Origin of the sequence: Marinobacter oulmenensis, assembly GCF_014201735.1 — a bacterium.
GTDB classification, from domain to species: Bacteria; Pseudomonadota; Gammaproteobacteria; order Pseudomonadales; family Oleiphilaceae; genus Marinobacter; species Marinobacter oulmenensis.
This window is the reverse complement of record NZ_JACHFE010000002.1, coordinates 83,130-108,086: the sequence shown is the minus strand read 5'-3', so window position 1 is coordinate 108,086 and position 24,957 is coordinate 83,130. Positions and strand designations below refer to the sequence as shown.

At 61.4% G+C, this 24,957-nt stretch carries 27 protein-coding genes; 3 read left to right on the top strand and 24 right to left on the bottom strand.

Features of this window, described 5'->3' with window-relative positions; translation table 11 throughout:
• Positions 1-5: 5 nt before the first annotated feature.
• From HNR38_RS03710 to HNR38_RS03605, 22 genes are read right to left on the bottom strand one after another with little or no spacing between them, the layout of a single operon-like run.
• A complete protein-coding gene (locus HNR38_RS03710) occupies positions 6-263 on the bottom strand; it encodes an acyl carrier protein (RefSeq protein WP_183699936.1) in 258 nt (85 codons plus the stop codon).
• Positions 264-292: 29 nt separating this feature from the next.
• Entirely contained in the window at positions 293-1,468 is a 1,176-nt protein-coding gene (locus HNR38_RS03705) for an ABC transporter permease (RefSeq protein ID WP_183699934.1), read from the bottom strand.
• 1 nt (position 1,469) lies between these two features.
• Complete coding sequence (locus tag HNR38_RS03700) at positions 1,470-2,201, bottom strand: ATP-binding cassette domain-containing protein (RefSeq protein WP_183699932.1); 732 nt, start codon at positions 2,199-2,201, stop codon at positions 1,470-1,472.
• 44 nt (positions 2,202-2,245) lie between these two features.
• Positions 2,246-2,791 (bottom strand): methyltransferase family protein, encoded by a 546-nt coding sequence (locus tag HNR38_RS03695; protein WP_183699930.1) that lies wholly within the window; start codon positions 2,789-2,791, stop codon positions 2,246-2,248.
• 34 nt (positions 2,792-2,825) lie between these two features.
• Positions 2,826-4,052, bottom strand: a complete 1,227-nt coding sequence (locus HNR38_RS03690; protein ID WP_183699929.1) for a beta-ketoacyl-ACP synthase — start codon at positions 4,050-4,052, stop codon at positions 2,826-2,828.
• Complete coding sequence (locus tag HNR38_RS03685) at positions 4,052-4,777, bottom strand: 3-ketoacyl-ACP reductase FabG2 (protein ID WP_183699927.1); 726 nt, start codon at positions 4,775-4,777, stop codon at positions 4,052-4,054. Before HNR38_RS03685 ends, HNR38_RS03690 begins: the two co-directional genes overlap by 1 nt.
• Complete coding sequence (locus tag HNR38_RS03680; RefSeq protein ID WP_183699925.1) at positions 4,774-5,244, bottom strand: hotdog family protein; 471 nt, start codon at positions 5,242-5,244, stop codon at positions 4,774-4,776. Before HNR38_RS03680 ends, HNR38_RS03685 begins: the two co-directional genes overlap by 4 nt.
• Positions 5,237-6,424 carry a beta-ketoacyl-[acyl-carrier-protein] synthase family protein gene (locus HNR38_RS03675; RefSeq protein ID WP_183699923.1) on the bottom strand — a complete coding sequence of 396 codons (1,188 nt, stop codon included), beginning with the start codon at positions 6,422-6,424 and terminating at the stop codon, positions 5,237-5,239. The genes HNR38_RS03680 and HNR38_RS03675 overlap by 8 nt, the downstream gene beginning before the upstream one ends.
• Positions 6,421-7,050: a DUF3261 domain-containing protein gene (locus tag HNR38_RS03670; protein ID WP_183699921.1), complete on the bottom strand. Its 630-nt coding sequence runs from the start codon at positions 7,048-7,050 to the stop codon at positions 6,421-6,423. Before HNR38_RS03670 ends, HNR38_RS03675 begins: the two co-directional genes overlap by 4 nt.
• Positions 7,043-8,278 carry an NAD(P)/FAD-dependent oxidoreductase gene (locus HNR38_RS03665; RefSeq protein ID WP_183699919.1) on the bottom strand — a complete coding sequence of 412 codons (1,236 nt, stop codon included), beginning with the start codon at positions 8,276-8,278 and terminating at the stop codon, positions 7,043-7,045. Before HNR38_RS03665 ends, HNR38_RS03670 begins: the two co-directional genes overlap by 8 nt.
• Positions 8,279-8,294: 16 nt before the next feature.
• The gene (locus HNR38_RS03660) at positions 8,295-10,652 is read right to left on the bottom strand and encodes an MMPL family transporter (RefSeq protein ID WP_183699917.1); all 2,358 of its coding nucleotides are present in this window, start codon (positions 10,650-10,652) and stop codon (positions 8,295-8,297) included.
• 3 nt (positions 10,653-10,655) lie between these two features.
• Positions 10,656-11,252: a LolA family protein gene (locus HNR38_RS03655; RefSeq protein WP_183699915.1), complete on the bottom strand. Its 597-nt coding sequence runs from the start codon at positions 11,250-11,252 to the stop codon at positions 10,656-10,658.
• On the bottom strand, positions 11,249-11,668 hold the full coding sequence (locus HNR38_RS03650) for an acyl-CoA thioesterase (RefSeq protein ID WP_183699913.1): 420 nt from the start codon (positions 11,666-11,668) through the stop codon (positions 11,249-11,251). Before HNR38_RS03650 ends, HNR38_RS03655 begins: the two co-directional genes overlap by 4 nt.
• Before the next feature lie 14 nt (positions 11,669-11,682).
• Positions 11,683-13,218 (bottom strand): HAL/PAL/TAL family ammonia-lyase, encoded by a 1,536-nt coding sequence (locus HNR38_RS03645; protein WP_183699911.1) that lies wholly within the window; start codon positions 13,216-13,218, stop codon positions 11,683-11,685.
• Positions 13,215-14,186 (bottom strand): lysophospholipid acyltransferase family protein, encoded by a 972-nt coding sequence (locus HNR38_RS03640; protein WP_183699909.1) that lies wholly within the window; start codon positions 14,184-14,186, stop codon positions 13,215-13,217. Before HNR38_RS03640 ends, HNR38_RS03645 begins: the two co-directional genes overlap by 4 nt.
• The gene (locus HNR38_RS03635) at positions 14,183-14,938 is read right to left on the bottom strand and encodes a glycosyltransferase family 2 protein (RefSeq protein WP_183699907.1); all 756 of its coding nucleotides are present in this window, start codon (positions 14,936-14,938) and stop codon (positions 14,183-14,185) included. The genes HNR38_RS03640 and HNR38_RS03635 overlap by 4 nt, the downstream gene beginning before the upstream one ends.
• Complete coding sequence (locus tag HNR38_RS03630; RefSeq protein WP_183699905.1) at positions 14,935-16,695, bottom strand: ApeI family dehydratase; 1,761 nt, start codon at positions 16,693-16,695, stop codon at positions 14,935-14,937. Before HNR38_RS03630 ends, HNR38_RS03635 begins: the two co-directional genes overlap by 4 nt.
• Positions 16,688-17,242: a COG4648 family protein gene (locus HNR38_RS03625; protein WP_221275664.1), complete on the bottom strand. Its 555-nt coding sequence runs from the start codon at positions 17,240-17,242 to the stop codon at positions 16,688-16,690. The genes HNR38_RS03630 and HNR38_RS03625 overlap by 8 nt, the downstream gene beginning before the upstream one ends.
• A gap of 12 nt (positions 17,243-17,254) precedes the next feature.
• On the bottom strand, positions 17,255-17,515 hold the full coding sequence (locus HNR38_RS03620; RefSeq protein WP_183699903.1) for an acyl carrier protein: 261 nt from the start codon (positions 17,513-17,515) through the stop codon (positions 17,255-17,257).
• Between the two features lie 14 nt (positions 17,516-17,529).
• Positions 17,530-17,790: a phosphopantetheine-binding protein gene (locus HNR38_RS03615; protein WP_183699901.1), complete on the bottom strand. Its 261-nt coding sequence runs from the start codon at positions 17,788-17,790 to the stop codon at positions 17,530-17,532.
• Positions 17,783-18,544, bottom strand: a complete 762-nt coding sequence (locus HNR38_RS03610; RefSeq protein WP_183699899.1) for a lysophospholipid acyltransferase family protein — start codon at positions 18,542-18,544, stop codon at positions 17,783-17,785. The genes HNR38_RS03615 and HNR38_RS03610 overlap by 8 nt, the downstream gene beginning before the upstream one ends.
• A complete protein-coding gene (locus HNR38_RS03605; RefSeq protein ID WP_183699897.1) occupies positions 18,541-19,305 on the bottom strand; it encodes a beta-ketoacyl synthase chain length factor in 765 nt (254 codons plus the stop codon). Before HNR38_RS03605 ends, HNR38_RS03610 begins: the two co-directional genes overlap by 4 nt.
• A 250-nt stretch (positions 19,306-19,555) precedes the next feature.
• Between HNR38_RS03605 and HNR38_RS03600 the strand changes: the two genes are divergently transcribed.
• Positions 19,556-19,996: an excinuclease ATPase subunit gene (locus HNR38_RS03600; RefSeq protein WP_183699895.1), complete on the top strand. Its 441-nt coding sequence runs from the start codon at positions 19,556-19,558 to the stop codon at positions 19,994-19,996.
• Positions 19,974-20,756 (top strand): 4'-phosphopantetheinyl transferase family protein, encoded by a 783-nt coding sequence (locus tag HNR38_RS03595; protein WP_183699893.1) that lies wholly within the window; start codon positions 19,974-19,976, stop codon positions 20,754-20,756. Before HNR38_RS03600 ends, HNR38_RS03595 begins: the two co-directional genes overlap by 23 nt.
• Here the strand turns inward: HNR38_RS03595 and HNR38_RS03590 are convergent, their stop codons facing one another.
• Complete coding sequence (locus HNR38_RS03590; protein WP_183699891.1) at positions 20,757-22,046, bottom strand: M18 family aminopeptidase; 1,290 nt, start codon at positions 22,044-22,046, stop codon at positions 20,757-20,759. It lies immediately after the preceding gene.
• A 105-nt stretch (positions 22,047-22,151) separates the two neighbouring features.
• Between HNR38_RS03590 and HNR38_RS03585 the strand changes: the two genes are divergently transcribed.
• Complete coding sequence (locus HNR38_RS03585; RefSeq protein WP_183699889.1) at positions 22,152-22,634, top strand: hypothetical protein; 483 nt, start codon at positions 22,152-22,154, stop codon at positions 22,632-22,634.
• Positions 22,635-22,659: 25 nt separating this feature from the next.
• Here the strand turns inward: HNR38_RS03585 and rlmKL are convergent, their stop codons facing one another.
• Positions 22,660-24,834: a bifunctional 23S rRNA (guanine(2069)-N(7))-methyltransferase RlmK/23S rRNA (guanine(2445)-N(2))-methyltransferase RlmL gene (rlmKL, locus tag HNR38_RS03580; RefSeq protein WP_183699887.1), complete on the bottom strand. Its 2,175-nt coding sequence runs from the start codon at positions 24,832-24,834 to the stop codon at positions 22,660-22,662.
• Positions 24,835-24,957: the final 123 nt, after the last annotated feature.

Below are 24,957 nucleotides of genomic sequence, written 5' to 3'. Positions count from 1 at the left end.
CCTGCTCATTCAGCCTGGATGAAATCCGCCAGGGTACTGACTGACGTCAGTGCCATCCGGGTCTCATTACCACTGTCAATGTGCTTGCCATACCGGCGCTTGACCTCCAGGGATATGCTCAGGGCGTCCAGGGAATCCAGGTTGAGTCGGCTTTCCGGGCCGATCAGGAATTCGTCATCAGCAATGTCCTGCGCCTCGATGTCGACATCGCATTCTTCCACAATCAGCTCTTTGAGCTCTGCCTTGAGTTCTGAGTTTGTCATAGGTTCACGCTTGTTATTAACTGAAACACTTATCCCTGTTCCGGCCCCACCCGGCGGTAACGCCAGACCGCCAGGGCCAGCATGAGAGCGGCGAAAGCCAGCAGTGCCCCGACTTCCGGAAGTACGTCGACCACAGTGCCATTACGCAACAGAATGTCGAAGTAACCCTCGAGTCCCCAGGCCATGGGCGAATAACCGCCCACCTGCTGCATCAGGTCCGGCATCAGAAATCGCGGCACCATCACCCCGCCCAGCGCCGCCATGATAATGTTGAACACGGCCGACACAATAGTCGCCTGCTCAATGGTCCGGGTAATCTGGGCCACCAACAGGGCATAACTGACCGCCGCCAGACTGGCGGCAACCGAAACCAGAACCAGACCGGCCGGATGCGCACCCAGGGTCAGGCGATCCCCGCCCAGCAGCGGGATCAGATAGAGCCCGATCAGGAACATCAGTACCACCTGCAGCAGGTTGACCAGGAAAAACGGAATCACCTTGCCGAACAGCACCCGGCCCGCGCCCACCCCCATACTGCGCAGACGCAGGAGCGTGCCCTGCTGGCGCTCACTGATCAGCGTTGTCGACAGCGGCACGGCGATAAAGAACATGGCGAATAACAGCCAGGCTGGTACATTCTGCTGCACCGATGACGGCAGCGCACCGCTGTCGTCGTAAAGGGAGCGGGTTTCCATCAGGTCCGATGCCCGGGCCTCAAAGCTGCTCTGGACCCCGGGCAGTGTGGCCAGGCGCAAGCGCAGGTAGAAGCGATTGAGCAGTTCCGTCAGACGGGCCTCGACCACGCTGACAAACACCGGCGACAGCCCGGGTGCCAGCACGACTTCCACCGCCGGTTGTCGCTGGCCCAGGCGATCCTGAAAACCGGGCCGGATACGCACCAGAAATTTCACCTCGCCTTGGCGGGCCAGCGCCTGCATGTCCTGCCAGCCCAGATCCCGCTCCTGGCGGTTAAGGGGAGACATATTGCCCAACTGCCGGGCAAACGCCCGGCTCAGGCCGCCGTCGTCCTCGTTGACCAACAGAAAATCAATGGTGACGTCCCGGCTCATGGAATACTGGTTCTGCAGGGCAAAGGTCATGATCAGAACGAAAATCGCCGGCATAACGAACAGCAGCAACAAGCCGTGGGGATCACGCAGCAACAGCAGAAGTTCTTTGCGAATCAGGGCGCCCATACCGGTCATTTCAGTCCCTCAGCCCGCGAGCTGTCAGATCCAGGAACAGCGACTCAAGACTGCCGGATTGCCCTGCAAGCAGCTCCGCCAAAGTGCCCTGCCGCAATATCCGACCGTGGTCCATGATAGCCACCCGATCACAGAGCTCTTCCACTTCCTCCATGTAATGGGAGGTATAGATCACCGTCGTACCCTGTTCCCCCAGGCGGCGGATGGTTTCCAGAATGAAATGGCGGGAATGGGGATCAATGCCCACCGTGGGCTCATCCAGTAACAGCAGACGTGGCCGGTTCAGCAGACCAATCGCCAGGTTGAGCCGGCGCTTGAGCCCACCTGAAAGCTTGCCCGCCCGGTGATCAAGGCGCTCCTCCAGGCTCGTAAGTGACACAGCCTCTGAGACCCGCTGGTCAACTTCGCTCCCGGGCACGCCCTGAACTCCTGCAAAAAACTGAAGGTTCTCACGCACGGTCAACGGCAGATAGAACGCATACTCCTGGGGCACCAGAGACAATCGCGCCTGTTGCCGAGCCCGGGGTGTGACCAGGTCCAGGCCGTCGACAAAAACCCGGCCGGCCGGGCAGTCAATCAGCCCGGCCAGGATCGACAGCAGCGTGGTTTTTCCTGCGCCGTTCGGCCCCAGCAGGCCAAACAGGGCCCGGTCTGCGATATCCAGTTCAATCCCCCGGAGCACCGGACTGGCCGAGGGCGAGTAACTGAATTCAAGGTGGTTAATGGCTATCACAGACGCTTCCGGTTGTTGTCACAGACTGCCTTGTACCGCTGGCATCATAGCAGGAACGGCAGAAAAAGCTTGCTGGTGCGAATGTACTGGCGGTAGGCCTCACCGAAGAACGCCAGGTTCTCACGCTCTTCCGTTCGAGCGGTCAGATACAGGGCCAGGGTAACGCCAGCCACGACCAGCAGCCCCGACCAGTTCGGCTGTTTCAGGAATATGCCCCACGCCAGCAACAGCAGGGACGCGTACATGGGATGCCGGATGTACTGATAGATGCCGGTGGTCACCAGACGACCGGTATTCTCAAACCCGAAATTTTCAGGCACGGTCTCCCCTTCCCGGCGACCGCCTTTGTGGCGGAACTCCCAGACACTGGCCGCGACCATCCAGAGAGCCCCGACCATCAGCAGGCTGGAGACCAACTGGCGGATGGAGATCAGATCGTCATGCCAGTGTCCCAGCCGGAACACCAGCAGCCAGGCGATTCCGGCGAAGGCGAAGAACCGGTAGAAACCGTGACACCCGGGATTGAGCAACTGACGACGGCACAGCCAGGCCAGAGCCAGCACCAGAACGGCAAACGCCATCAGCTCCATGGCCGCCCCCCGGTGGCCGCCGACTGCCGTGTCATCAGGACCACCGACGGAAAATCAGCGAGGTGTTGATACCACCAAAGGCAAAATTATTACTCATGACATACTCGCACTCGATGTTCCGGGGTGCGCCGGTGATGTAATCCAGATCCGCACACTGCTCATCCACCGACGTCAGATTCACCGTGTGGTGGAAACGGTTGCGGTTCATCATTTCCAGCGCCACCCAGGCCTCCAGGGCGCCACAGGCTCCAAGTGTATGGCCGGTATAGCTCTTGAAAGCGCTGACCGGTACCCGGTTACCGAAAATCTCATAGGTTGCCTGGCTTTCGGCAATGTCACCCCGGTCTGTGGCGGTGCCATGGGCACTGACATAGCCAATCACGCCCGGATCCAGAGCAGCATCGTCGAGGGATCGTTCCATCGCCTGACGCATGGTTTCCTGGGTGGGCTGGGTAATGTGGGATCCGTCGGAATTGGTGCCAAATCCGACGATTTCACCGTAGATCCGGGCACCGCGAGCCTGTGCGGATTCCAGCTCTTCAAGCACAAGGGTGCACGCCCCTTCGCCGATCACCAGGCCATCCCGGTCACGATCAAACGGCCGGGGTGTCAGTTCCGGCGTATCGTTGGCGGTACTGGTGGCATAGAGGGTATCGAACACGGCAGCTTCGGTGGCGCAGAGTTCCTCGGCGCCACCGGCCAGCATCATGGTCTGGCGGCCATACTTGATCGCCTCATAGGCATAGCCGATGCCCTGGCTACCGGAGGTACAGGCGCTGGAAGTGGTGATCACCCGCCCCTTGAGATTGAAAAACACGCCGATATTGACCGGTGCCGTGTGCGACATCATGCGGATGTAAGAGGTGGCGTTCAGGCCATCCACGGCCTCATTGGCCAGCATATTGCCAAATTCGGCAATGGCCTGGGGTGACCCCGCAGAAGAGCCATAGGCAACGCCCATACGGCCATCACGGATGCTGTCGTCATCAAGCAGCCCGGCATCTTCCAGCGCGCGCTCGGAGGCCCGGGTCGCCATGAGGGCGATCCGCCCCATGCCTCGCACCGCCCGACGGGAGTAATGGGCCGGTTTTTCGAAATCGGTAACCGGGGCACCAAGACGGGTGTTCAGTCCGTCATAACGGGCCCAGTCCTCCATGATCCGGATGCCGGTCCGGCCGGCTTCCAGGTTGGCGGAGACCGTTTCCCAGTCGCTGCCAATGGGAGAGATACCGGCCATACCGGTAATCACCACACGCCTCATCAACACATTCCCCCGTTCACCGAAATAACCTGCCGGGTGATGTAGCCGGCATCACCGGACATCAGGAAGCTGATCGCCGCAGCCACCTCTTCCGGCTTACCCAGACGCTGGCTGGGTATGATTTTCATGGCTTCCTCCACCGGTACATCGTCGAGCATGTCGGTCTCGATCAGCCCCGGCGCAACGCAGTTGACCGTAATACGGCGCTTGGCCAGCTCCACGGCCAGAGCCTTGGTCGCACCAATAATGCCGGCCTTGGCTGCACTGTAATTCACCTGTCCCCGGTTGCCATTGATGCCGGACACCGACGACAGGGTGACAATCCGGCCCGGCTTGCGCCGGCGGACCATCGGCATGATCAGCGGGTTGAGCACATTGTAGAAGCCGTCCAGGTTGGTCCGCAGTACCAGATCCCAGTCCTCGCCGGGAATGGCCGGGAAGGCGTTGTCCCGGGCCACGCCGGCATTACAGACCACGCCATAGTAGGCGCCATGGGCTTCCACATCCGCCAGCAGGACCTCAGAGGCCTGCTCCCGATCCGAAATATCGAATTGCAGGATGCGTGCCTGCCGGCCCAGTGCCTCGATTTCCTGCTGTACCGCTTCAGCCTGACCACTCTCCTTCCGGCAATGCAGGACAAGGTCATACCCATCCTGCGCCAGACGCAGCGCCGCCGCGCGGCCAATACCACGGCTGGAGCCGGTGACCAGTACGGTTTCCGTCATGCTTCCTCTCCCAAAATTTCTGTAAAATCGTCCGGTTGGAACACATTTAACCGGGCATTGGCTGTGAATGCCGGCCCCTCAGGCGGCTCGCACTGAAGTTGGCAGTCAAACACGCCCAGACCATTATCTCCCATCATTATCTGGGTCACCCGGATGGTGAGCAGGCTGCCCACGGGGAACGCAGCCCCCTGTGACTGATATTTTCGGGTGCCCACCAGGAAGCCGACCTTCACCGGTTCGCCCCGGGACTGTGCTCGGGCGCCAGCCCAGGCTGCCACCGTCTGAGCCATGTATTCAATGCCGACCCAGGAAGGCACAGCACCCTCCACCAGAAACAGGTTATCGCCAGTCAGGGTCGCCTGTGCCTCCAGCCAGCTGTCTCCATAGTCCAGTATGGTATCCAGCAGACTCATGTCACCCCGGTGGCGAACCAGTTCATCGACGGCGTAGGACGGCCGTTCACTCATCGCTGGCTACTCCATCCACACCACTGAGCACCAGGGCAACATTATTGCCACCGAAGGCAAACGAATTGCTCAGCACATGGCGCGGCGCAGACGCCAGCCGGGTATCGTCGTTGACCAGCGACAGGAGCGGCAGCGCCGGGTCCGGTTGCCCGTCCCACCAGTGTCTCGGCAGTCGGCCATCCCCGGTCAGTGTCAGCCAGCAGAAGGCAGCCTCAAGCGCGCCCGCCGCCCCCAGGGTATGCCCGGTCAGGGGCTTGGTTGCACTGCACGGAGTGGCCAGACCGAGCAGTTGCTCGACAGCCCGGCTCTCCATGGAATCGTTCTGGGGCGTCGCGGTGCCATGCAGATTGACGTAGCCGATCTCTTCACCGGGCAGGCCGGCGTCATCCAGGGCCGCGCGCATGGCGGCCAGGGCACCCAGCCCTTCCGGGTGAGGCGCCGATATGTGATGCGCGTCGGAACTCTCACCAACACCTGAGAGCACAACCGGGGCCGGTTCCCGGCTCATGAGGAACAGACTCGCGGCTTCTCCGATATTGATACCATCCCGGTTGGCACTCATGGGGTTACAGGTACGTTCACTGACCGAATCGAGTGCGCCAAACCCATTCACCGTCAGTCGGCACAGGGTATCCACACCGCCGCAGATCACCAGATCACAAACGCCGGTCTGAAGCAGCCTGCGGGCACTGGCCAGCGCCTTGCCACTGGAGGAACAGGCGGTGGAGATGGTGGTCGCGGGACCGGACAGCCCAAGATGTCGGGCCAGGAACTGGGCGGGAGCGCCGATTTCCTGCATGGCATAGTCATACCAGTCAGGCAGCTGTTCACAGGCCTCTTCACGGAACGCCTGTTCAGCGTCACCTATGCCGGACGTGCTGGTACCCAGTACCACCCCGACCCGATGGGGCTCGAGACCATCGAGTTGGCGATCAAGTAACGACTGGATCTGGGACAGGGCCTGCAGCAGCAGGCGATTGTTGCGACTGGCATCACGCCCCTCAAGAGGGGGCAGATCACCATCGACAACCCCCAGCGGGAGTTCGCGGCCAGGGGTGTAAGCATCCGTGGTGGTCAGAGGCCTGGGTTCGGAGGCAAAAAGCGCCCGGGAGACGGCGTCCGTGGTTGTTCCCAGCGCACAGACAACGCCGGGCTTGTGCAGGTAAACCGGGGTCTTCATTGCCCTGCCCCGCCATCTCTGGCCGATGCATCGGGAGTCGCCAGGTCCTTTGCCTTGAGGGTTTCCATGGTCATTGTCAGGCCCATCCGATGATGTTCTATGGTCAGCTCCGACCCGGCCCGCAGGGCGTCAAAATCGGCCGCGTAGCTTACCATTACCAACAATTCATCCTCAAGATAGAGCGCCCGCTCACCCGGCGCTGCCGACAGCCGCCAGGGATCTGAGTAACCCGCTTTCAGGGCAGCCTCCGGCCAGTAAGCGAGCTGAAGCTGGGTGAGCATCCAGCGCGCCGGTATTTGCCGCTCCACCTGGGGTGCCTGCCAGCGACTCACGCCATTGTCATCGCTGGCAAAATCGAACAGGCGCTGTCCGGTCAGGGTAAACCCGGTCATCCGGATCTCGTTCGGCGCCAGGCGGGAAACCGCCACCAGGTGGTGCTTTTTGCCATCCATATCCAGCGTCATTCGCTGATTGAGCTGCACCGACAGCCCGCCGGATGCCGGGGCCAGCAGGGGTGGGGCCAAAGGCCCGGTACGGACACCCAGCAGTTGGCAGCCGCCCAGTGCAGACAGGGCGAACAGCACCACCGCCAGCGACAGGTACCGGCCTGCCCGCAATTCAGGCACGACAGATCTCCGCCAGGGTTCCCAGCCGCCGCTCACTTTCGCTGACGTAAGGGTTGTCGGTATCCCAGGCATAACCGGCAAGGATCGACGACACCATGGCCTTGATCTGCTCTGACGGGTTTTCAGCAAAAACCACGTCCTGGAAACTGCCCTCATACCAGGCGTTCACGTAGGTCCGGAAGGTATCCACGCCAACCATCAATGGCTCGGCATAGTCGGCCTGCCAGTCCACGGTCTCCCCCCTGAGCTGACGGTCCAGGACATCAACCGCAAGACTCGCCGACTTCATCGCAATGGTGACACCGGAGGAAAACACCGGGTCCAGGAACTCGGCGGCATTGCCCAGCAGCGCGTAGTTTTTCCCGCACAACTGACGGACATTGCGCGAATAGCCGCGAATTTCACGGACCGGCGTATCCCATTGGGCGTTGGCAAGCACCTCGGACAGATTGGGGTCCTCCGACACCATTTGCTGCAGCACCGCCATGGGCTCGCCGCTGCGGGCGTCCAGCATGTCCGGACGAACCACCACGCCCAGGGAGGAGCGACCATTGGAAAACGGAATCAGCCAATACCAGACGTCACGGTGTTCCGGATGCACGGTGATCAGGATCTTGTTGCGATCATGGCCCGGGTGATCAATGCGGTCTTCAATGTGGGTGAACAGGGACACCCGCACCGGAAACTCGGACGGCGTTTCAAGGTCCAGCAAACGGGGCAGTACCCGGCCAAAGCCGCTGGCATCCAGAACATAACGGGCCCGGGCCTGGTATTGCCGGCCGTCATCCGTGCGCACACTCAGAACCGGCTGTTCTCCGGAGAAATCGGCGGCCGTGATCTCATGGCCATAGTGGATCGGTGTGCCCTGCTTCTCGGCTTCCTGCGCCAGGATCTGATCGAACCGGTCCCGCTGGACCTGCCAGGTGGTGCCCCAGCCCGGGGTGAATTTTTCCCGGAAATCAAAGGCGCCATTTCGGCCATCGTAGTGGAAGGCCGCGCCATTCTTGTACTGAAACCCCGCCGCTTCCACAGCGGGCATCATGCCCGCCTCTTCAATGAACGCCATGCACTGGGGCAGCAGGCTTTCGCCGATCGAGAAACGGGGAAAATGCTGTTTCTCCAGGATGGTGACCTGGTGCCCTTTCTGACGCAGCAGCGCAGCCGCGATAGCGCCGGAAGGGCCAGCCCCGATGATAATGACATCACTGTCCAGTTCCGCTGTATTCAACTGAATGTTCTCCTATTCAACTACCCTTCGACACCCGGGAACCGGCCAGAGCCCCGCTCCCCAGAACAAACGCAATCAGCCACGCCAGCCCGATTCCGGGCAGCACGGTCATTCCGAAATGATGCAGCACCGGCGTCTCGCTCAGGGCCAGAAGCCCGAATGCCAGCAGTGACGTCAGCGCGGACAGCGTAACCGCTTCCCAGGCATGGAGTTGCCCGCCGCTCTCACGCACGAAAATACCGATATCCAGCCCGATGCCGAGAATCAACAGTGCGGCCAACAGGTTGAACAGATTCAGTGGCAGCCCCATGACAGACAGTAGACCGAGAGTCATCAGGGTTGCCAGCGCCGGCGGCAGTATGACCCGCCAGCATCCGCGGCCATACCGGAAAAACAGCACCAGCAGCACCAGAGCATAGGCCAGCGCCGTCCATTGACTGACCGTGGCCCGATAACCCGCCAGCAGGTCCGAGGTCCGCTCCACCCGATCAACAAAACGCACACCGTCGATACCATCGGCCAGCTCGGCCAATTGCAGGTACACCTGGCGATCCGCGGCGCCGCCAAGGGTGATCAGTGACGCCACCTCTTCTGAGCCGGGTAGCGGTTCCAGCCACTGTGCTGACAGCAGCTCGCCCACCGGAGCATCCGCCAGTTCCGAAGGCCTGAGCCAGCGCGGTTCTGCCGCTCGAAAGCGGGCTTCGCTTCGGCCCGCAAGCTCCCCGGACATACCAACAGACTGAAACAGCCGCTCCGGCAGCCCCGCCTGATAGACCTGTTCCGCCACCCGCTGCCTATCCTTCTGCTGACGGTCGATGGATGGAGCGAAACCGGACACGGCCCGGTAAGCATCCAGGCGCCCTTGCCGCACCAGTTGATCCAGCCCCAGCCTGGCCCGTTCCTCCCGTTCAAGGACCTGCTGGGCGGAATTGCCCCGGATCAGCAGAAACCGGGCACTGCCGGGATTCTCGCTCAATGACTGGATCCTCTGTTCCTGCCTCAGAAGCGACTCGGGAGAGGACTGCAGCGCACCCAGGCTGTCGTCAAAAACAACGCCGGGCAAGCCATATAATGCCAATGCCAGCAGCCCTGCGAGAACGACCACCAGCGGTTTTTTCAGCCGGGCAACCGAGACCAGTCCCCGCCCCAGCCAGCCCTCTGTGCGCCGTGCCGGCAGCCAGCGACCAAAGACCGGAAACCAGAGCACCACAGTCAGCCAGGCCCCGATCAGGCCCGCCGCCGAAAACAGCGCAATCTGCTGCAGCCCGGGGAAAGGCGTCAGCGCCTGTGCGCCGTAGGCCAGGCAGCTGGACAGCAATCCGAGGGTAATGCCCGGCAGAATGCGACGGACACCGGCGCCACCCTGATAGCGCACGTGGCAGAGATAATGGAAGGCATAGTCGACAGAGACACCGACCAGGCTTGCGCCAAAGGCAAGGGTCACCAGATGAACCCGCTCGAACACGACAAGCGAGACCGACAGCGCCACCAGCAGACCACAGCCAATACTCAGAACCGGCAATAACAGGTAGGACACCGAGCGGAACTGCCACCACAACAACAACAGAATCGCGATCAGTGAGCCCACTCCGATGGTCGACAGCTCGGCCCTCGCCTGGCTGGCTCCGGCGGCTGCATGAAACACCAGGCCCGAACGCAGCAACTCGGAGGCAACGGCACTGTCCGAGACGCGGGCATCGGCTTCCGCCACCGCTGCCAATACCCGCTTCTGGGTGGCCTGATCGAAAGGGTCCTGCTTGATGACTGCGGTTATCACCCGGTAATGACGGTCGCTGTCCGTTACAAAGAGGCCCTGCTGATCCAGCTGGAAACCGCCGCCGGGGTCCAGCGAACGGAGCCAGTGGCCCAGCAGGTTCAGCGGATCATCGAGCAACGGGGCCGGGTGCGGGCCGCTGGCAGGGCTGACCAGGCCCCGGGCTGCTTCCGCTACCAGGGCATTCCCCTGTCCGCCAGCCAGCCGTTGCCGGACATCATCGGTCAGTAACTGGTAATGGTAGGGCTGATACAACCGGCCCATTGAGAGCCACCAGTCTGCCTCGGCCCGGGCCTGGATCCGCGAGAAGACACCTGTTTCTGAAAGCTGCCGGGCGATGTCCTCGGCCAGCCCCGACAGTTCCGGGCGATCCGCCCGGCTGCCACCCACAAGCAACAGGACGCGGTTGGCCACAAATTCGTCCATCCGGTCCGAGGCTCGGGCCACCAGGGGCGCCTGCTGGTCTTCCGGCAACAGCGCCAGAATGCTGGAATCAAAAACGCTGCCGGACAGCCGCAGCATCAGTGCAGCGGTCAGCAGGGCCAGTGCCAGCGCCCAGACAAGGGCCAGGGATCGGCGGGATGGAAGGGATAATGGCACGGGCTAACGGGTCACCACGTTGCTGAGCTGAATGCGGGTGCGGTCACCGTTACTCTCACTGAGTATCAGTGTTTCAAGATAGTCGGTGCCCTGTAATTCAATGGTGTCCAGATAGGATTTCAGCAGTTCCCCCCGGGGATCCAGCCGGAAATGCCAGCCACTGTCCGCCGTCAGTGATTCCACGCGAAAACGTTCGGTCAGCTTGTCCCAGTCGCCGCCGAAAATCGCAAAGAACACCTCACTGATGGCCCGGGTCATGGGTTGTTCATCCACATCCATGCGCATCACTTCCTCACCATCCTGTTCTTCGATGATCTCGGTTGGCGTAATGCGCAGCTGCGTCGGCACCGGCTCCAGAATCTGCCACTGCAATCCCTGTTTGGCATCGAACCGGAAACGACCGCTGGAATCCAGCGTGGTCTCAAGATCGGCAATGTACTTGCTCTGCTCAAAGCGGCCTTCCAGATGGTCGACCTGGCCCTGATCCCCGAGCAATGCCTCAAGGGAGTCTGCGGAGGTTCCCTGCCCTGTGCTCTCTGCTCCCCAGGCGGGGGCCACACCGGCAATGCCCAGGGCGACGATCAGAAAAAAAGCCCTCATGCCGGGTCCTCCTGATGGTTTTCAATCTTGTCGAGCAGCACCTGCGGCGAGGCAAAACACATCTCGCCGCTAGCCATTTCAACCGCCACCTGCACCGTGTGGCCACGGGTCAGGCGCTCGCCGGTTTCGGCATCGGTGACCGTATAGTCGATCTTCAGACGGTGTTCCCACTCCGTGAGCCGGGCCCGAACATTCAGCACCTGGTTGTACCGGGCCGGCCGGGCATAACGCAGGTGCATGTCAATCACCGGCCAGGCATAGCCTGAGTCCCGCATGCGTTCGTGGTCGTAGTCCAGCTTGTCGAGCAGCTCACAGCGGGCGATCTCGAAATATTTGACGTAGTGACCGTGCCAGGCGATCTCCATGATATCGATGTCATGAAACGGAATCTTGACCTGAGCATCTGCGTATATCATCGGGGAAGTTCCTTTCAGTGTTCCGGGTACAGGGACCAGTCCCGGGACTGGATACGTGTGACCAGCTCACGCAGCTCCTGTTCCAGAGCCCGGTCCTCGTCCAGTTTCGGGCTGCTGCGGCGTACCGCCGTCAGGGTATCGAGCAGTTCGGAACCCAGCGCTGTCGACTCCAGGTCGCCCTGCTCGAAACGGAGCTCCAGACCCTGGCAGACGGCGAACAGGGCGGAAGCCGTGACCTGTTCGGTCAATTGCAGAACCCGCAGACAGTCACGGGCAGCAATGGTGCCCATACTGACCTTGTCCTGGTTGTGGCATTCCGTGGACCGGGAAAACACACTGGCCGGCATGGTCAGTTTGAGGGCTTCGGCGGTCCACGCGGAGGCCCCGATCTGCACCGCTTTCAGACCATGATTGATGGCCGCCCGCTCGCCCCGGGCGCCGGACAGGTTGGCCGGCAGACCATGATTGAATTTCACATCCATCATCTGGGCCATCTGGCGGTCCAGCAGGTCCGCGATATTGGCCACCGCGGTTTTCAGTGAATCCATGGCAAAGGCAATGTGACCACCATAGAAATGCCCGCCGTGCAGCACATGCTTGCCATCAGCATCGATGATCGGATTGTCATTGGCACTGTTCAGCTCATTCTCGATGAACTGGCGCAGCCATGGCAACGAATCCTCCAGCACACCAATCACGTGGGGCGCGCACCGCAGGGAATAACGATCCTGCAGCCGGTCCGGGTTACGCGGCGGCTCACCGGCATGCAGGTCCGCCCGCAGTCGCGCGGCCACAGACTGCTGCCCGGCATGGGGTTTGACGGAGAACAGCACCTCGTCATAGTGATGGGCGTTGCCATCCAGCACCAGCGTGGCCATGGCCGTGATCCGGGTGGCCAGCCGCGACAGGTATTCGGCCCGCTCGAATGCCAGGCACGCCAGGGCCGTCATCACGGCGGTCCCGTTCATGATGGCCAGGCCTTCCTTGGGTTTCAGGCGCAGCGGTTCGATGCCTTCCCGGGCAAACACCTCGGCCGTGGGCTTGCGCTCGCCCCGGTCATAGACTTCCCGCTCGCCACAGAGCACAGCGGCGACATAGGACAGCGGGGTCAGATCCCCACTGGCCCCCACGGAGCCCTCGGAGGGTATCACCGGTACGATGTTCTTCTGCAGCAGGCGCGTCAGTTGCTGCAGCAGCTCAAAGGTCACGCCGGAATAGCCGAAGGTCAGGGAATTCAGCCGGGTGGCCACCACGGCCCGGGACTCCACAGGCGACAGCACCTGGCCCATACCGCAGCCATGAAAGGTAAACAGATGGTGTGGCAGCTCCGCCACCAGCTCATCGGGAATCATGGTGGTGCAGGAGTCACCGTAACCGGTGGTGACACCGTAGATGGCCCCATCCTCTTCCAGTAGCTGCTCAAGAAAGGCACTGCCACGACGGATGCTATCGGCAAACTCGGGCGCCGGGCTGAGCGTGACATCCTGCTCACCACGGGCAATGGCAGTGACGTCTTCGATGGTCATGGGCTTGTCGTCAAAGGTGATCATTGGTCAGTGCTTTTTTCCGTGTTGGACTCAGAACCTGGGCGATGCCAGAACGAATAGAAATTGAACCATTGCAGCGGCGCCCGCTGGCAATACTCGGCCAGCAGATCCGCCCAGCGCTGGACATAGTGCCGGAGTGCGCGTTGCCGGTCACGCCGGGGAAGCTCGATCCGGTCGGCAAAGTGGTTGATGTACAGATCGAAAAACGGCTGGCCGCGCCGGCCCCGGCGCAGGCAGAAGAGGGTCAGCACCGGGCATCTCAGGATGGACGCCAGAACAAAGGGCCCCTGAGGCAGCTCGCAGGTTTCACCGAGGAACTCCGCCTCGGCTGTGTTGGCGGGCCCGGACACAGGGGTGCGATCACCGGCAATCACCAGAAACTCACCGGCATCGATTTTCTGTTGCAGCACAATCGCTGTGGCCGGGCTCACTTCCGACACCTGGATCACATTGACATGGGCGGCACTGTTGGCACGGGTCAGCATGGCGTTGAACCGGGTGGCATGGGCGGTATGCATCAGCACGTTGAAGGTCACCCCGGTGTGCCGGCGGGACAGGGCCCGGCAGATCTCCAGGTTGCCCAGATGGGAGCCCATCATCACCGCGCCCCGGCCCTCGCGGACCAACTCGTCAAAGACCTCGTGGTTATGAAACTCAAGCGAGTCGATGGCAATGTCTCCCTGCCAGACCGCCAGCTTATCCAGCATACTCTCGCCGAAATTGAGAAAATGCTGATAACTGTGCCAGAGCAAGGGCGCCGATGGCGTAAAACGGCCACTGTCGCGCAGGTGCACCAGATAGTTCAGCGATGCCTCACGGGCGGAGCGCCGGAACAGGAAAAAGTAGAGAATGACCGGGAACAGACAGATCCGGAAGGGCAGGCGGCCAAACCATCGGTAGACCCAGAACATGAAGCGAATACCACTGACCGCTCCGGCTTCCGCCATGTTGGACCAGTGATTGTCGGTCACGATGACACCTCACGTCGGCGCAGACGCCGGGCAAGCAGGCGGGGCAGACGCCGGAGCATACCAAAAAACAGCCGGGTATGCATTCGGGTAATCAACCAGTTATCTTCGAAACCTCGAAAATGGGAAATACCATCCCGTGGGTAACGGACCCGTGTTGAAAACTGGAAAACACGGCCACCCTGCCATACCCAGCGGACCAGGACCTCGGTATCAAAATCCATCCGGTCGCCCAGATATTCGCGGCCAATCAACTCACAGACCGGCTGCAGGGGATAGGCCCGGAAGCCGCACATGGAATCCCGCACTTCCAGCGACAGGGTGTTGATCCACACCCAGACATGGGTCAGATAACGGCTGTAGTAGCGCACACGGGGCACGCTGTCATCATAGGCCGGCATACCGGAAATGATCGCGTCGGGATGCTGCCGGGACAGACGGACCAGGCGGGGGATATCCTGGGGGTCATGCTGGCCGTCGGCGTCGATCTGAAGGGCATGGGCAAAGCCAAGTTCCCGGGCCATCAGCAGGCCGGATTTAACCGCCCTGCCCTTGCCCCCATTCACCTGGAGACGGCGCAGGTGAACAGCCTCATCGCCTTCGGTCAACCGATCCAGAACACCGGCACAGACCGGCTCACTGCCGTCATCCACCAGGATGACCGGAAAACCGGCACTGCGCACCTCAGCCACCGTATCCGCGATGGTGTCCGGATGGTTGTATACCGGAATCACGACACAGAAGCCGGTCTTCATGAGGCCTCCGCGTCAAACACCATGCGACCGGACGAGAACGGCGTCTGCCCGTCGTGGAACCGGAACTGAATCCGGTTCTTTTCCGCCTGCCAGCTCAGTTCGATGGACACCTCCCGACCCGGCTGGATGAGTTCCTGGAATTTCACCGCCTCCAGGCGTGCAAAGGCGTTGCGCCCAGGCAGATCATCGCCGAAAAACAGCCGGGCGTAGTGCTCCGCCCAATGCAGTTGCACTACCCCTGGCAACACGGGTAATTCTTCGAAATGCCCGCGAAAGTAAACCAGATCCGCGGGCAGCCGGATTCTCAGGCGGGCTTGCCCCGGTTCGGGCTTTTCCTGCTCAAGCACATCCGGCCAGCGCGGTGGTGCAGTTACCTTTGCCGGCACTGAATCCGATGGTTCGAACAACGCCAGCAGAGACTGCTGGGGTACCTTGCCCTGAGCGTTGCGGGGCAGATCGTCCACCAGCCGCCAGCGACGCGGCAACACCGGCGCCTCGAAATGACCCGACAGCCATTGCCGAAGTTCCCGGACCACCGAACGCTTTCCGGCCTTCGCCAGCCATTGCCGGCCGGCCTCATCCGGAACCGCGACCACGGCGGTTTCGGTCCGCCGGCCCTGCAGGACCACCACCCTGGCACTGTCCAGGCAAGGATGGGCTTCCAGCCGCGTTTCCATGGCCGTCAGCGACACCCGCTTGCCCTCGATTTTGGCGATGCGATCCAGACGGCCAAGCAGCCGGAACCGGCGTGGCGACTGGACTTCCGCCCGGTCACCGGTGGTAAACAGGTCATCCCCGGCCACCAGCGGCGAATCCAGCAGCAGCGCTCCGGTTTGCTCATCCGAGCTCACGCTGATGCCCTCGAGGGTCGTCCACACCTCATCCAGCATCTGCTGACGCCAGGCAATACCACCGGTTTCCGAACTGCCGAAAATCTCCACCACCGGTGTTCCGAAATAGTCGCTGGCAAAGGCACTGTGATCACGGGACAAAGGGGCGGTGGAAGACACCACCTGCGCCCAGTGGCCCGGGGCTCTCTCCCCGGGTTGGTGGGGCCAGCGGCCAAGGTGGCTCGGCGTTGTGATCAGGGTGACCGAGTCCAGCTGTTGCGCCCAGCCAAGTGCGTCTTCGGCATAATGGCAGATCTCGCGAACAAACGGACGCTGACCGACCAGTGGCCAGAGCACCCGCCAGAGCAGCCCGTAAATATGCTGGTGGCTGACGGTTCCAACCACCACGGAGTCGCCGGCCTGATGGCCCCACTGCCATTCGTGCATGGCAACCTCACCGCCCAGTTGGGCCAGGGTCGCGGGCACGGTTTTCGGATCGCCGGTACTGCCGGAGGTCAAAACAATAACGCCGCAATGATGGGGATCCAGCGGGTCGAATGAGCCCGCCGGCTGTGGTGATGACTCAGGCCTGGACAGCCGCGGCAGGCCGGTATCGTCAGGAAAATCACCGGCCAGCGCAGCCACGCGGTCGCGCATGCCCTCGACGGTCGCTGGCAGGCGGTCACCGGCCAGCAGCGCGATCTTGCCGGCATACCAGAGGCCGAACAGGGCTGCCGAAAATTCCAGCGCATCCTCAAAATAGACACCCAGGGTTGTGCCCTGGACCTGGTCAGCGAGGGCCCGCCAGGCAGATACCCGCTGCTCAAAGTCGCGTCGGGATACCGCGCCGTCGCGACCGATGGCCACCACCTGATCGGCGCTCACCGGCTCGCTCAGAACGCGCTCCAGGGGAATTGCTTCAGTCATTCCGCTGACTCCGGTAGTACTGACGGAACAGCCATTCGCCGGCGAACAGCAGCCCCATCAACAGGTAACTGATAAAACCGTTGTAGAGGGTCCAGACCCAGTCCTCGGCAAACACCGTGGCCGTGGCAATCACGCCATTGACGATGAAATAGCCGCACCAGATCCGCGTGACGTTGCGGGTGTAGGCTACGCCGGAAGGCGGCAGGTCCGGCTCTTTCAGCCTGGCCAGGCGCTCCACCACCGTCGGCGGAAACCACAGGCTCCAGCCAAAAACCAGCAGCAAACCGGCACTGATCACCACAGGATAGAACTTGACGCCGATGGCCGATTGCTGGACCCAGGACCAGCCGGTCAGTACCACACATGCCAGCAGCCACCACCAGCCGCTACGCTGCCCCCGCAGTGCCCGGACACCGTGAAGCAGCGCAATCGGCAACAGCAGCCAGGCCACGGAGGCAGCGCCTCCATACTGGAGCATGAAGTAAACCGCCAGCGGGTACCCCAGCGACAACAGGCCAATGGCAATCCTTGGCAGCCAGTCCCTCAAGATCAACCAGCCTTACTGCTTGAGCAGTGGCTCAACCGCCTCAACCACGTCCTGGACGGTCCGTACGGATTTGAACGCCTCCGGTTCGATCTTCTTGCCGGTCCACTGCTTGAGTTCCACCACCAGATCAACGGCGTCAATACTGTCGATGTCCAGGTCTTCGTAGAGATTGGACTCCGGCTTGATCTCGTCCCGCTCCAGTTCGAACAGGTCGGTCAGCAGGCCGGCAATGTGCTCAAAGATATCGGCCTGGCTTTTTACTGTGTCTGTCATGGTCTGATATCCCCTCAGGCGTTTTGGTGGCTGGCCACCAGCTCCGCCAGACTGTTGATGCTGGCGAAATGTTTGCGGGTTTCCTCGGAGTCCGCCGCCAGCTTGATGCCGTAGCGTTTTTGCAGGGCGAGCCCCAGCTCCAGTGCGTCAATGGAATCCAGGCCCAGGCCATCAATGAACAGTGGTTCGGATGAATCAATATCCTCAACCGTCACGTCTTCAAGCTCCAGTGCGTCGATCACGAGCTGTTTCAGCTCGGTTTGAAGCTCAGTCATGTTGAGCAGTCTCCCTGATAAAATAGTCTTTTATGGTCGCGGTCAGTTGCCGAGACATGGTGGAGGGCTTGCCCTCCAGAAAGGGGGATACGTCGATCTGGTCATCCACCCGGAATTTCATGTAAAAACGCCGTTCCGGCACCCGGTACCAGGGCGTATTCTTGGTCAACGTGGGCGGCGAACAGTCAATAATCACCGGCCGCAGGTCCTGTCCCGTCCGGATGGCAATATTGGCAGCCCCTCTCTGCAACGTGAAGTCCTCGCCCGGCGTGGTCCGAGTCCCTTCCGGAAACACGATCAGACTGTTTCCCCTGGCAAACGAGTCACCCGCCGCCTTGATCACCTCATCGGGATCGTCATTGGCAATGTAGCGGGCGGCCCGGACCGGCCCCCGGGTAAACGGATTCTTCAGCAGACTGCTTTTCACCACACAATCGGCCCGGGGCATGAACGAAATCAGAAACACCACATCGATCAGCGTTGGATGATTGGCGATCACGAACTGGCCAGGCTGGCTCAGGCGTTCGAGATTCCGGGTATCCACGGTCAGAATGCCAAGCATCGCCATCATACGTGTGAAGAAGCGGAAACACCGGTGAATCACATACTTGACCCAACGCTCACGACGAAGCGGATCCGCAATCAGCCAGGAAGCCGGTACGAAAAACAGAGGCAGAATCAGGCCACCCAGCCCGAACACGGCAAATGAGAAACCGGTGGCGAGCTGACGCCAGAGCCTGTTAACTGCCTTCATGCACCGCCCTGTGACTGTTTGTACCACCGCCAGCGCCGGTTGTCCCCGGCCACGGTCAGCTCTGACTGATCATCCCTAAGCAGAAACCGGAGGAAACAGTCAGCTTCCGGCCCCGGCCCGGCAGACAGCGTATCCCCGGCACCAGTGAGCGAGAACGACAGGGGCATCCCGTCAGCGCTGATACTCACCCGCATCGCCAGGGCCTGCACCTGGGGCGAAGAGCCATCGAAGCCATCCAGGGGCGCTGGCAGCGGGTCGTCATAATAGACAACGAGCACTTCCCCCCCGGTACCGGTAACGGACAACTGGGTATACGCCTCAAGCAGTGCGGCCGACAGCGTATCGGGACCAGCGGAAATGGCGGTAATGGGCGTGACAACGTCGCTGGCAATCGAATGGATACCGCCAATCGCGTTGTGGACCGACAGACTGAAAGAGGCCGGGGACAGGGGGGCGTCGTCGGCCAGATCGCGAAGCAGTTTCACCGTACGCGCAACTTCGCCGTGCCGGGACGCAAACACCGTAGCCAGCGGCTGGGGCCGGTCTTGCGACAGTAACTGGCCGGCGGCCCATAGCGCAGCCTTTCCCATCGGGCTGAGCCTTCGACGCAACATCGCGCTCACCCACGGCAGTTCAGCCCTGGCCGGCGCATCAGCCGCAACGGCTGATTCACCATCGGCCCACCGACGCCAATCCGCACGGGATACGCGGTCAGGCGAAAACGCCGACCAGTCGCTGATTGTTAAGCGGTAACTCTCCATACCGAGGGAACTTCCGTGGACGAACCAGTCCGCCGGCATCGTATTACGCTGGCAACAGGCACTGATATTTCATGAATTTTTGGCAATCAAAGCCGCCGGGCGGGATTTTAGCCCGCCACCCCGGTAGCCGCAACACAGTGTTTTGATATTGGACAATATGGTATCTTTTTCCGCCTGTGTGGAGGCAGAAAGCCATGATGGCAGCCTCCAAAAAGGATTCAACTCACCTGGATGCATTAAGGACAATTACGTGAAACTGCCAATCATTGCCGCCGCCCTGTTTGCCCTTACGTTTTCCACCAGCGCCCTGAGCCGCGACACCAAGCACCTGCTGCCGATTGATGAAGCCATGAACCTGCCGGAGGCCCAGGAAAAACTGGACGGTTCCGTCAAGTTCTACTTTGCGGACGAAGGTCACCCCCAGGTCGCCCAGCGTATTCCCGGGGTGGTCGCCAACCGCAAGACCAATGCCTTCATGAAGTCGGACGAAGAAGCCTGTAGCTGGGTCTTCCTGTCTGCCATGATTGCCCTGCAGGACCGCGCCATTCGTGAGGGGGCCGATGCTGTGGTCAACATCACCTCCTATTACGACAAGAACATCATGTCCAGCCGCAGCGAATACGAGTGCCATGCCGGTGCCGTCATGGCGGGCGTTGCATTGAAGGGTGATGTCGTCAAATTTGCCGACTGATCGCCTGCCCCCGGAAAATCGGCCAGCCGGCAGCCATAGCGCCGGCGGCCGGTTGATCACCCGCCTGTTCCTCTGCTCCACGCCACCCGCCGGACAGACCGCCTTAACACCCGCTCTCCTTGGCGAAAGCGAGAGAGCGCGACTGGCCGGATACCGCGACCGTCGCTATCGGGAATACCTGACCTCCCGCTTACTGCTGCGGACCGCCCTCAGCCTGACCCTGTCCGGCACACGCCAACCGGCAGACTGGACCGTCGAAGAGCACCCGGAGCAAGCGCCCCGGGTGCAGGAACTGGCCAATACCCCCTGGCATTTTTCCCTCTCCCATAGCCGCGGCGTCATTGCCCTCCTGCTCACCAACACCGGCCCCTGCGGCGTAGACGTTGAATTCCGACGCCCGCGCCGGAACCTGCTTGAACTGGCCCGCCAGTGGTTTCACCCACAGGAAGCACGCATGCTCGCGGCGCTGCCCGAGCCGGAACGCACCGACCGCTTCTACCGTTTGTGGACCCTGAAGGAAGCCTGGATAAAAGCACACGGCCAAACCCTGATGTCCGGGGCGCTGGCCAGGGTGCAATTTGAGGCAATCGATACGGCGAATGAACCGGACGGGAAGATGCTCGCGACGCATGCCACACCAGAGACATCCCTGTCCCTGGCCACCATGAGCTATCAGGCACCGACCGACCACTTCCAGGGCTTACCCCCTGATCGCGTGGCACAGCCCCTGACAGAGCTGTTCAGCCCCATGAGCGACTGATCAGAACAGGGCCGGACGGTCCTGATAGGCCACCAGCGCCCGGAACAGGGTATAGCCGTCGGTCGCGCCGATCAGCTCGCGGATGGAATGCATGCCGAACTGGGGCACACCGATGTCCAGAGTGGTCACTCCCAGGGTTCCGGCGGTCAGCGGGCCAATGGTGCTGCCACAACCCATGTCGCTGCGCACCACAAAGCTCTGGTGCGGCAGATCCAGCTCATCGCTGATGTGGCGATACAGGGCCGCGGACCGGCTGTTGGTGGCATAACGCTGATTGTGGTTGATCTTGATGACGGGCCCCTGATTGAGAATCGGCCCGTGGTTCTCGTCGTGCCGGTCCATGTAATTGGGATGGATGCCATGGGCGTTATCGGCAGAGATCATCATGGAGTGGGCAATGGCTTTCGCCTTGTCCGCACCACACCACCGATCCAGAACGGACTCCAGAAACGGCCCCTGAGCACCCTCCGCCGACATGCTGCCCACTTCCTCATGATCATTGCAGACCAGCAGCGCCGGCTCCTCACCGGAACTGTGCAGCAGGGACTGCAGGCCGATGAAGCAGCTCAGCAGGTTATCCATCCGCGCCGATGCGATGAAATCCTGACGCAGGCCAACGACAGCGGCAGGCTGGGCATCGTAGAAACTGAGTTCATACCCAAGGACCTTGCGGACCTTCAGCCCCTGCTCGGCGGTAACCTGCTGCGCCAGCAGGTCGGCAAAGCGGGTGGTATCGTCTTCCGGCACCTGCATCAGAACCGGCGGCAGGTCGGTCTGGGCATTCACCGTCCGGTTGCTGTTGGCTTCCCGGTCCAGATGGATTGCCAGACTCGGGATGAAAGCCACCGGATCACGGAAGTCCACCAGCGCATCACGGACACTGCCCTCTTCGTCCAGCACGGTTACCCGCCCGGCCAGGGACAGATCCCGGTCGAACCAGGGGTTGAGCAACACGCCGCCGTATACCTCGACACCCAACTGGAAGTAGCCCTTGCGCCGCAACTCCGGGTTGGGCTTAACCTTCAGGCAGGGGCTGTCGGTGTGGGCGCCCACCATCCGGATACCCGACCTTGCCACATTGCCGGTACCGGTGCGGAAGGCCACCAGGGAGGAGCCGTTGCGGACCACGTAATACCCCTGCCCTGATTCCAGGTTCCAGTCTTCGCGCTCATCCAGCGCCTGGAAACCGGCGGCGTCGAGCCGGTCTGTCATCTGTTTTACCGCATGCCACGGAGTTGTGGAGGCATTCAGAAAGTTGACCAGTTCTTTATTGAATTCGGTGTGTTCCATGATGTTCCTGATTGCATGATAATGGCGCCCACAGTATGGCATGAAGCTGGCGAGGCTCCTACCGTGCCCCAGCCCTGCCCTTATTCATAAACGCCGGAGTTGCCTGTGTCGTTCCCACGTTTCCTTGATATCGAATACTGCCAGACAGACGACGCCATTTTCCCGACCGCCATGGCCTGGTCCCTGGCTGACGGCCGGATGAAAACCGTGGTCATCACCCCGGAGGACGCCTGGATTCCCGAGGATGGCGACACCGGGGATGTCGACCTGCTGTATCTGGAGGAACAGGGCGTACCGCTACTGGAACTGGCCCGGGAACTCCATGAGGACCTGCCCGACCAAACGGTGTATGTGGACGGCATGGACCCGGACGAACTGCTGGTGGATCTGATCTTCAGCGCCATACGCCAGGAGGCCCCTTTCGAGATCGCGCCCGTATCCGAACTGATTGACGGGCTGGACAGCGGCGATCTGGAAGATCGCCGTCATCAGATCATGATCGAAGAAGGCCTTGAGCCCCACATTCCGGAGAATGGCGTTTACGCCCTGCTGCTGCTCGCCCGGGAGGAAGGCTATCTCGAAGACTGAGATCTGCCCGGGGTAACACCCCGGATCAGGCCCGGTGGCGGATATGCCAGCAGCGGTGAATCCGGGGATTGCGCTGGAAATCCCGGTCGATGGTGGAGCCGGTCACCTCCTCCACCTCAAACTCCTCGGCCAGATCCTCATCCAGCCGGAACCGGCGGAAGTTGTTCGAGAAGATCAGCAGACCATCACTGGCCAGACGCTCCATGGCGTGGCGAATCATGGTCCCGTGATCCTTCTGGATATCGAGCACCCCTTTCATCCGGGCGGAATTCGAGAAGGTGGGCGGGTCCATGAAAATAAGATCAAACACCTGCCGGCGGGTCTTCGGGTCCGCCAGCCAGCTCAGGCAGTCCGCCTGCTCGACAACGTGTTTGCGGGCATCCAGGCCATTAAGCGCCAGGTTTTCCCGGGCCCAGTCGACATAGGTATTGGACATATCCAGGCTCAGTGAGCGGCTGGCGCCACCGACCGCCGCGTGAACCGTTGCCGCACCCGTGTAGCAGAACAGATTCAGGAAACGCTTGCCTGCGGCATGCGTCTGAAGCCAGTAACGCACCGGGCGATGATCGAGAAACAAACCGGTATCCAGATAGTCCCGGAGGTTCACCCGCAACACACATCCGTGTTCATGCACCGGAAAGTAGTCTCCGGAGGCTTCGCGCTTTTCGTACTGACTGGTGCCGGCCTGCCGCTGGCGCTGTTTACAGACCAGGTCCGCCGGATCCACTTCCAGCACCTCCGGAATGACCGCCAGCGCCTCGGCCAGCCGTTCACGGGCCGCCCTGGCATCGACCGATTTGGGCGCCGCGTATTCCTGGACGTGCACTCGCCCCTCGTAAAGATCGATGGCGAGTGAGTATTCCGGCATGTCCGCATCGTACAGGCGGAAGCAACCGATGTTCTGCTTTCGGGCCCACTGGCCCAGGGTCTTCAGGTTTTTCCGGAGGCGGTTGCGCAGCATCCCCGCCCGTTCCTCGTTGACGATCCCCGGCTGGACCCGGCCCGAGGCCTCCGGGTCGCGCGGGGTCATCGCGTTCTCCTCACGGACCTCGAACAGCAGCAACTGCGCCGGCAATTTGCCGTTGAAGAGCTTGTACTGCTTGAAGCTGCGGATACCGAGGGATTTGCCAAATTCCGGCGCACCGGTAAAAACGCCCAGGCGCCAGCCCGGGAACTGGGCCATCACCGCCTGGCCCAGTTCGCCGTAGAGGCCAGCCAGTTCACGGCGTTCATTCAGGCGCTCGCCGTAAGGTGGGTTGGTCAGCACCAGGCCGTTTTCAGCCATGGACGCAAGTTTCTCAAGATCGGCTACGGGCCTGGCCTCCGCATGCACAAGACCTTCCAGTCCCGCCCGCTGGATGTTTTTCCAGGCGGTGGCGATCACCCGGGGATCCTGATCGTATCCGGCGATGACCGGCAGACGGCGCTGTTTTCCCTCATAGGCGCGGCGTTCCGCTTCCTGCTTGAGTTCAAGCCAGAGTTCCGGCTGGTGGCCGGGCCAGTGTTCAAACCCGAAGTTTTCCCGCCGCCGGCCAGGAGCCATGTCCAGTGCCATCATGGCCGCTTCAATCAGAAGGGTTCCCGAGCCGCACATGGGGTCCACCAGGTCGCCGCCGTCCGCGTAAATGGTCGGCCAGCCGGCGCGCATGAGCAATGCGGCAGCGAGGTTTTCCTTGAGCGGCGCTATGCCTTTATCCGTTCGGTAGCCACGCATATGCAGGCTCGGCCCACTGAGATCGATCCCCAGCGACAGACGGCCCCGGTTCAGGCGCGCCGACACCGTGACATCCGCCTGTTTGGGTTCGACCCGCGGCCGTGGATGTCCCGCGCCCCGGATGCTGTCGACTATGCCATCCTTCACTTTCTGGGCACCGAACTGGGTATTGCGGATGGCTTCGTTCTGACCGAGGAATGTCACCCGGAAGCTGCCTTTGGCCGGTATGTGCTCGCGCCAGTCCAGGGCAACCACGCCGTCATAGAGTTCATCCGCATTGCGGGCGCCGGTATCGGCAACCTGGAGAATCACCCGATTGGCCAGCCGTGACCACAGACAGGCACGATACCCGGCGGCCAGTTCGCCCTCCACCCAGGCACCGGCGGGAGCATTGCGCAGGTGCACCAGCCCGAATCCGGCCAGCTCATCCACCAGAAGATACTCCACACCCTTGGGGCAGGTTACGAAAAAGACATGCTTGGACAACTTAGACTCCTGAGGTTTTTGTCGCTACCGGTTAAGTCTCCGGAATGAGGGACATTATTTTTTTGGCCGTGGCGTTTTTATGTCATGCAACGATAAGAGAAGCGTCACATAGATGAAATAAAT

Excerpts from the sequence above, each read along its gene's own strand:
- HNR38_RS03710 (WP_183699936.1), bottom strand. The coding sequence starts at position 263 with ATGACAAACTCAGAACTCAAGGCAGAGCTCAAAGAGCTGATTGTGGAA.
- HNR38_RS03705 (WP_183699934.1), bottom strand. The coding sequence starts at position 1,468 with ATGACCGGTATGGGCGCCCTGATTCGCAAAGAACTTCTGCTGTTGCTG.
- HNR38_RS03695 (WP_183699930.1), bottom strand. The coding sequence starts at position 2,791 with ATGGAGCTGATGGCGTTTGCCGTTCTGGTGCTGGCTCTGGCCTGGCTG.
- HNR38_RS03690 (WP_183699929.1), bottom strand. The coding sequence starts at position 4,052 with ATGAGGCGTGTGGTGATTACCGGTATGGCCGGTATCTCTCCCATTGGC.
- HNR38_RS03685 (WP_183699927.1), bottom strand. The coding sequence starts at position 4,777 with ATGACGGAAACCGTACTGGTCACCGGCTCCAGCCGTGGTATTGGCCGC.
- HNR38_RS03680 (WP_183699925.1), bottom strand. The coding sequence starts at position 5,244 with ATGAGTGAACGGCCGTCCTACGCCGTCGATGAACTGGTTCGCCACCGG.
- HNR38_RS03675 (WP_183699923.1), bottom strand. The coding sequence starts at position 6,424 with ATGAAGACCCCGGTTTACCTGCACAAGCCCGGCGTTGTCTGTGCGCTG.
- HNR38_RS03655 (WP_183699915.1), bottom strand. The coding sequence starts at position 11,252 with ATGAGGGCTTTTTTTCTGATCGTCGCCCTGGGCATTGCCGGTGTGGCC.
- HNR38_RS03650 (WP_183699913.1), bottom strand. The coding sequence starts at position 11,668 with ATGATATACGCAGATGCTCAGGTCAAGATTCCGTTTCATGACATCGAT.
- HNR38_RS03645 (WP_183699911.1), bottom strand. The coding sequence starts at position 13,218 with ATGATCACCTTTGACGACAAGCCCATGACCATCGAAGACGTCACTGCC.
- HNR38_RS03635 (WP_183699907.1), bottom strand. The coding sequence starts at position 14,938 with ATGAAGACCGGCTTCTGTGTCGTGATTCCGGTATACAACCATCCGGAC.
- HNR38_RS03630 (WP_183699905.1), bottom strand. The coding sequence starts at position 16,695 with ATGACTGAAGCAATTCCCCTGGAGCGCGTTCTGAGCGAGCCGGTGAGC.
- HNR38_RS03620 (WP_183699903.1), bottom strand. The coding sequence starts at position 17,515 with ATGACAGACACAGTAAAAAGCCAGGCCGATATCTTTGAGCACATTGCC.
- HNR38_RS03615 (WP_183699901.1), bottom strand. The coding sequence starts at position 17,790 with ATGACTGAGCTTCAAACCGAGCTGAAACAGCTCGTGATCGACGCACTG.
- HNR38_RS03610 (WP_183699899.1), bottom strand. The coding sequence starts at position 18,544 with ATGAAGGCAGTTAACAGGCTCTGGCGTCAGCTCGCCACCGGTTTCTCA.
- HNR38_RS03605 (WP_183699897.1), bottom strand. The coding sequence starts at position 19,305 with ATGGAGAGTTACCGCTTAACAATCAGCGACTGGTCGGCGTTTTCGCCT.
- HNR38_RS03595 (WP_183699893.1), top strand. The coding sequence starts at position 19,974 with ATGTCGTCAAATTTGCCGACTGATCGCCTGCCCCCGGAAAATCGGCCA.
- HNR38_RS03590 (WP_183699891.1), bottom strand. The coding sequence starts at position 22,046 with ATGGAACACACCGAATTCAATAAAGAACTGGTCAACTTTCTGAATGCC.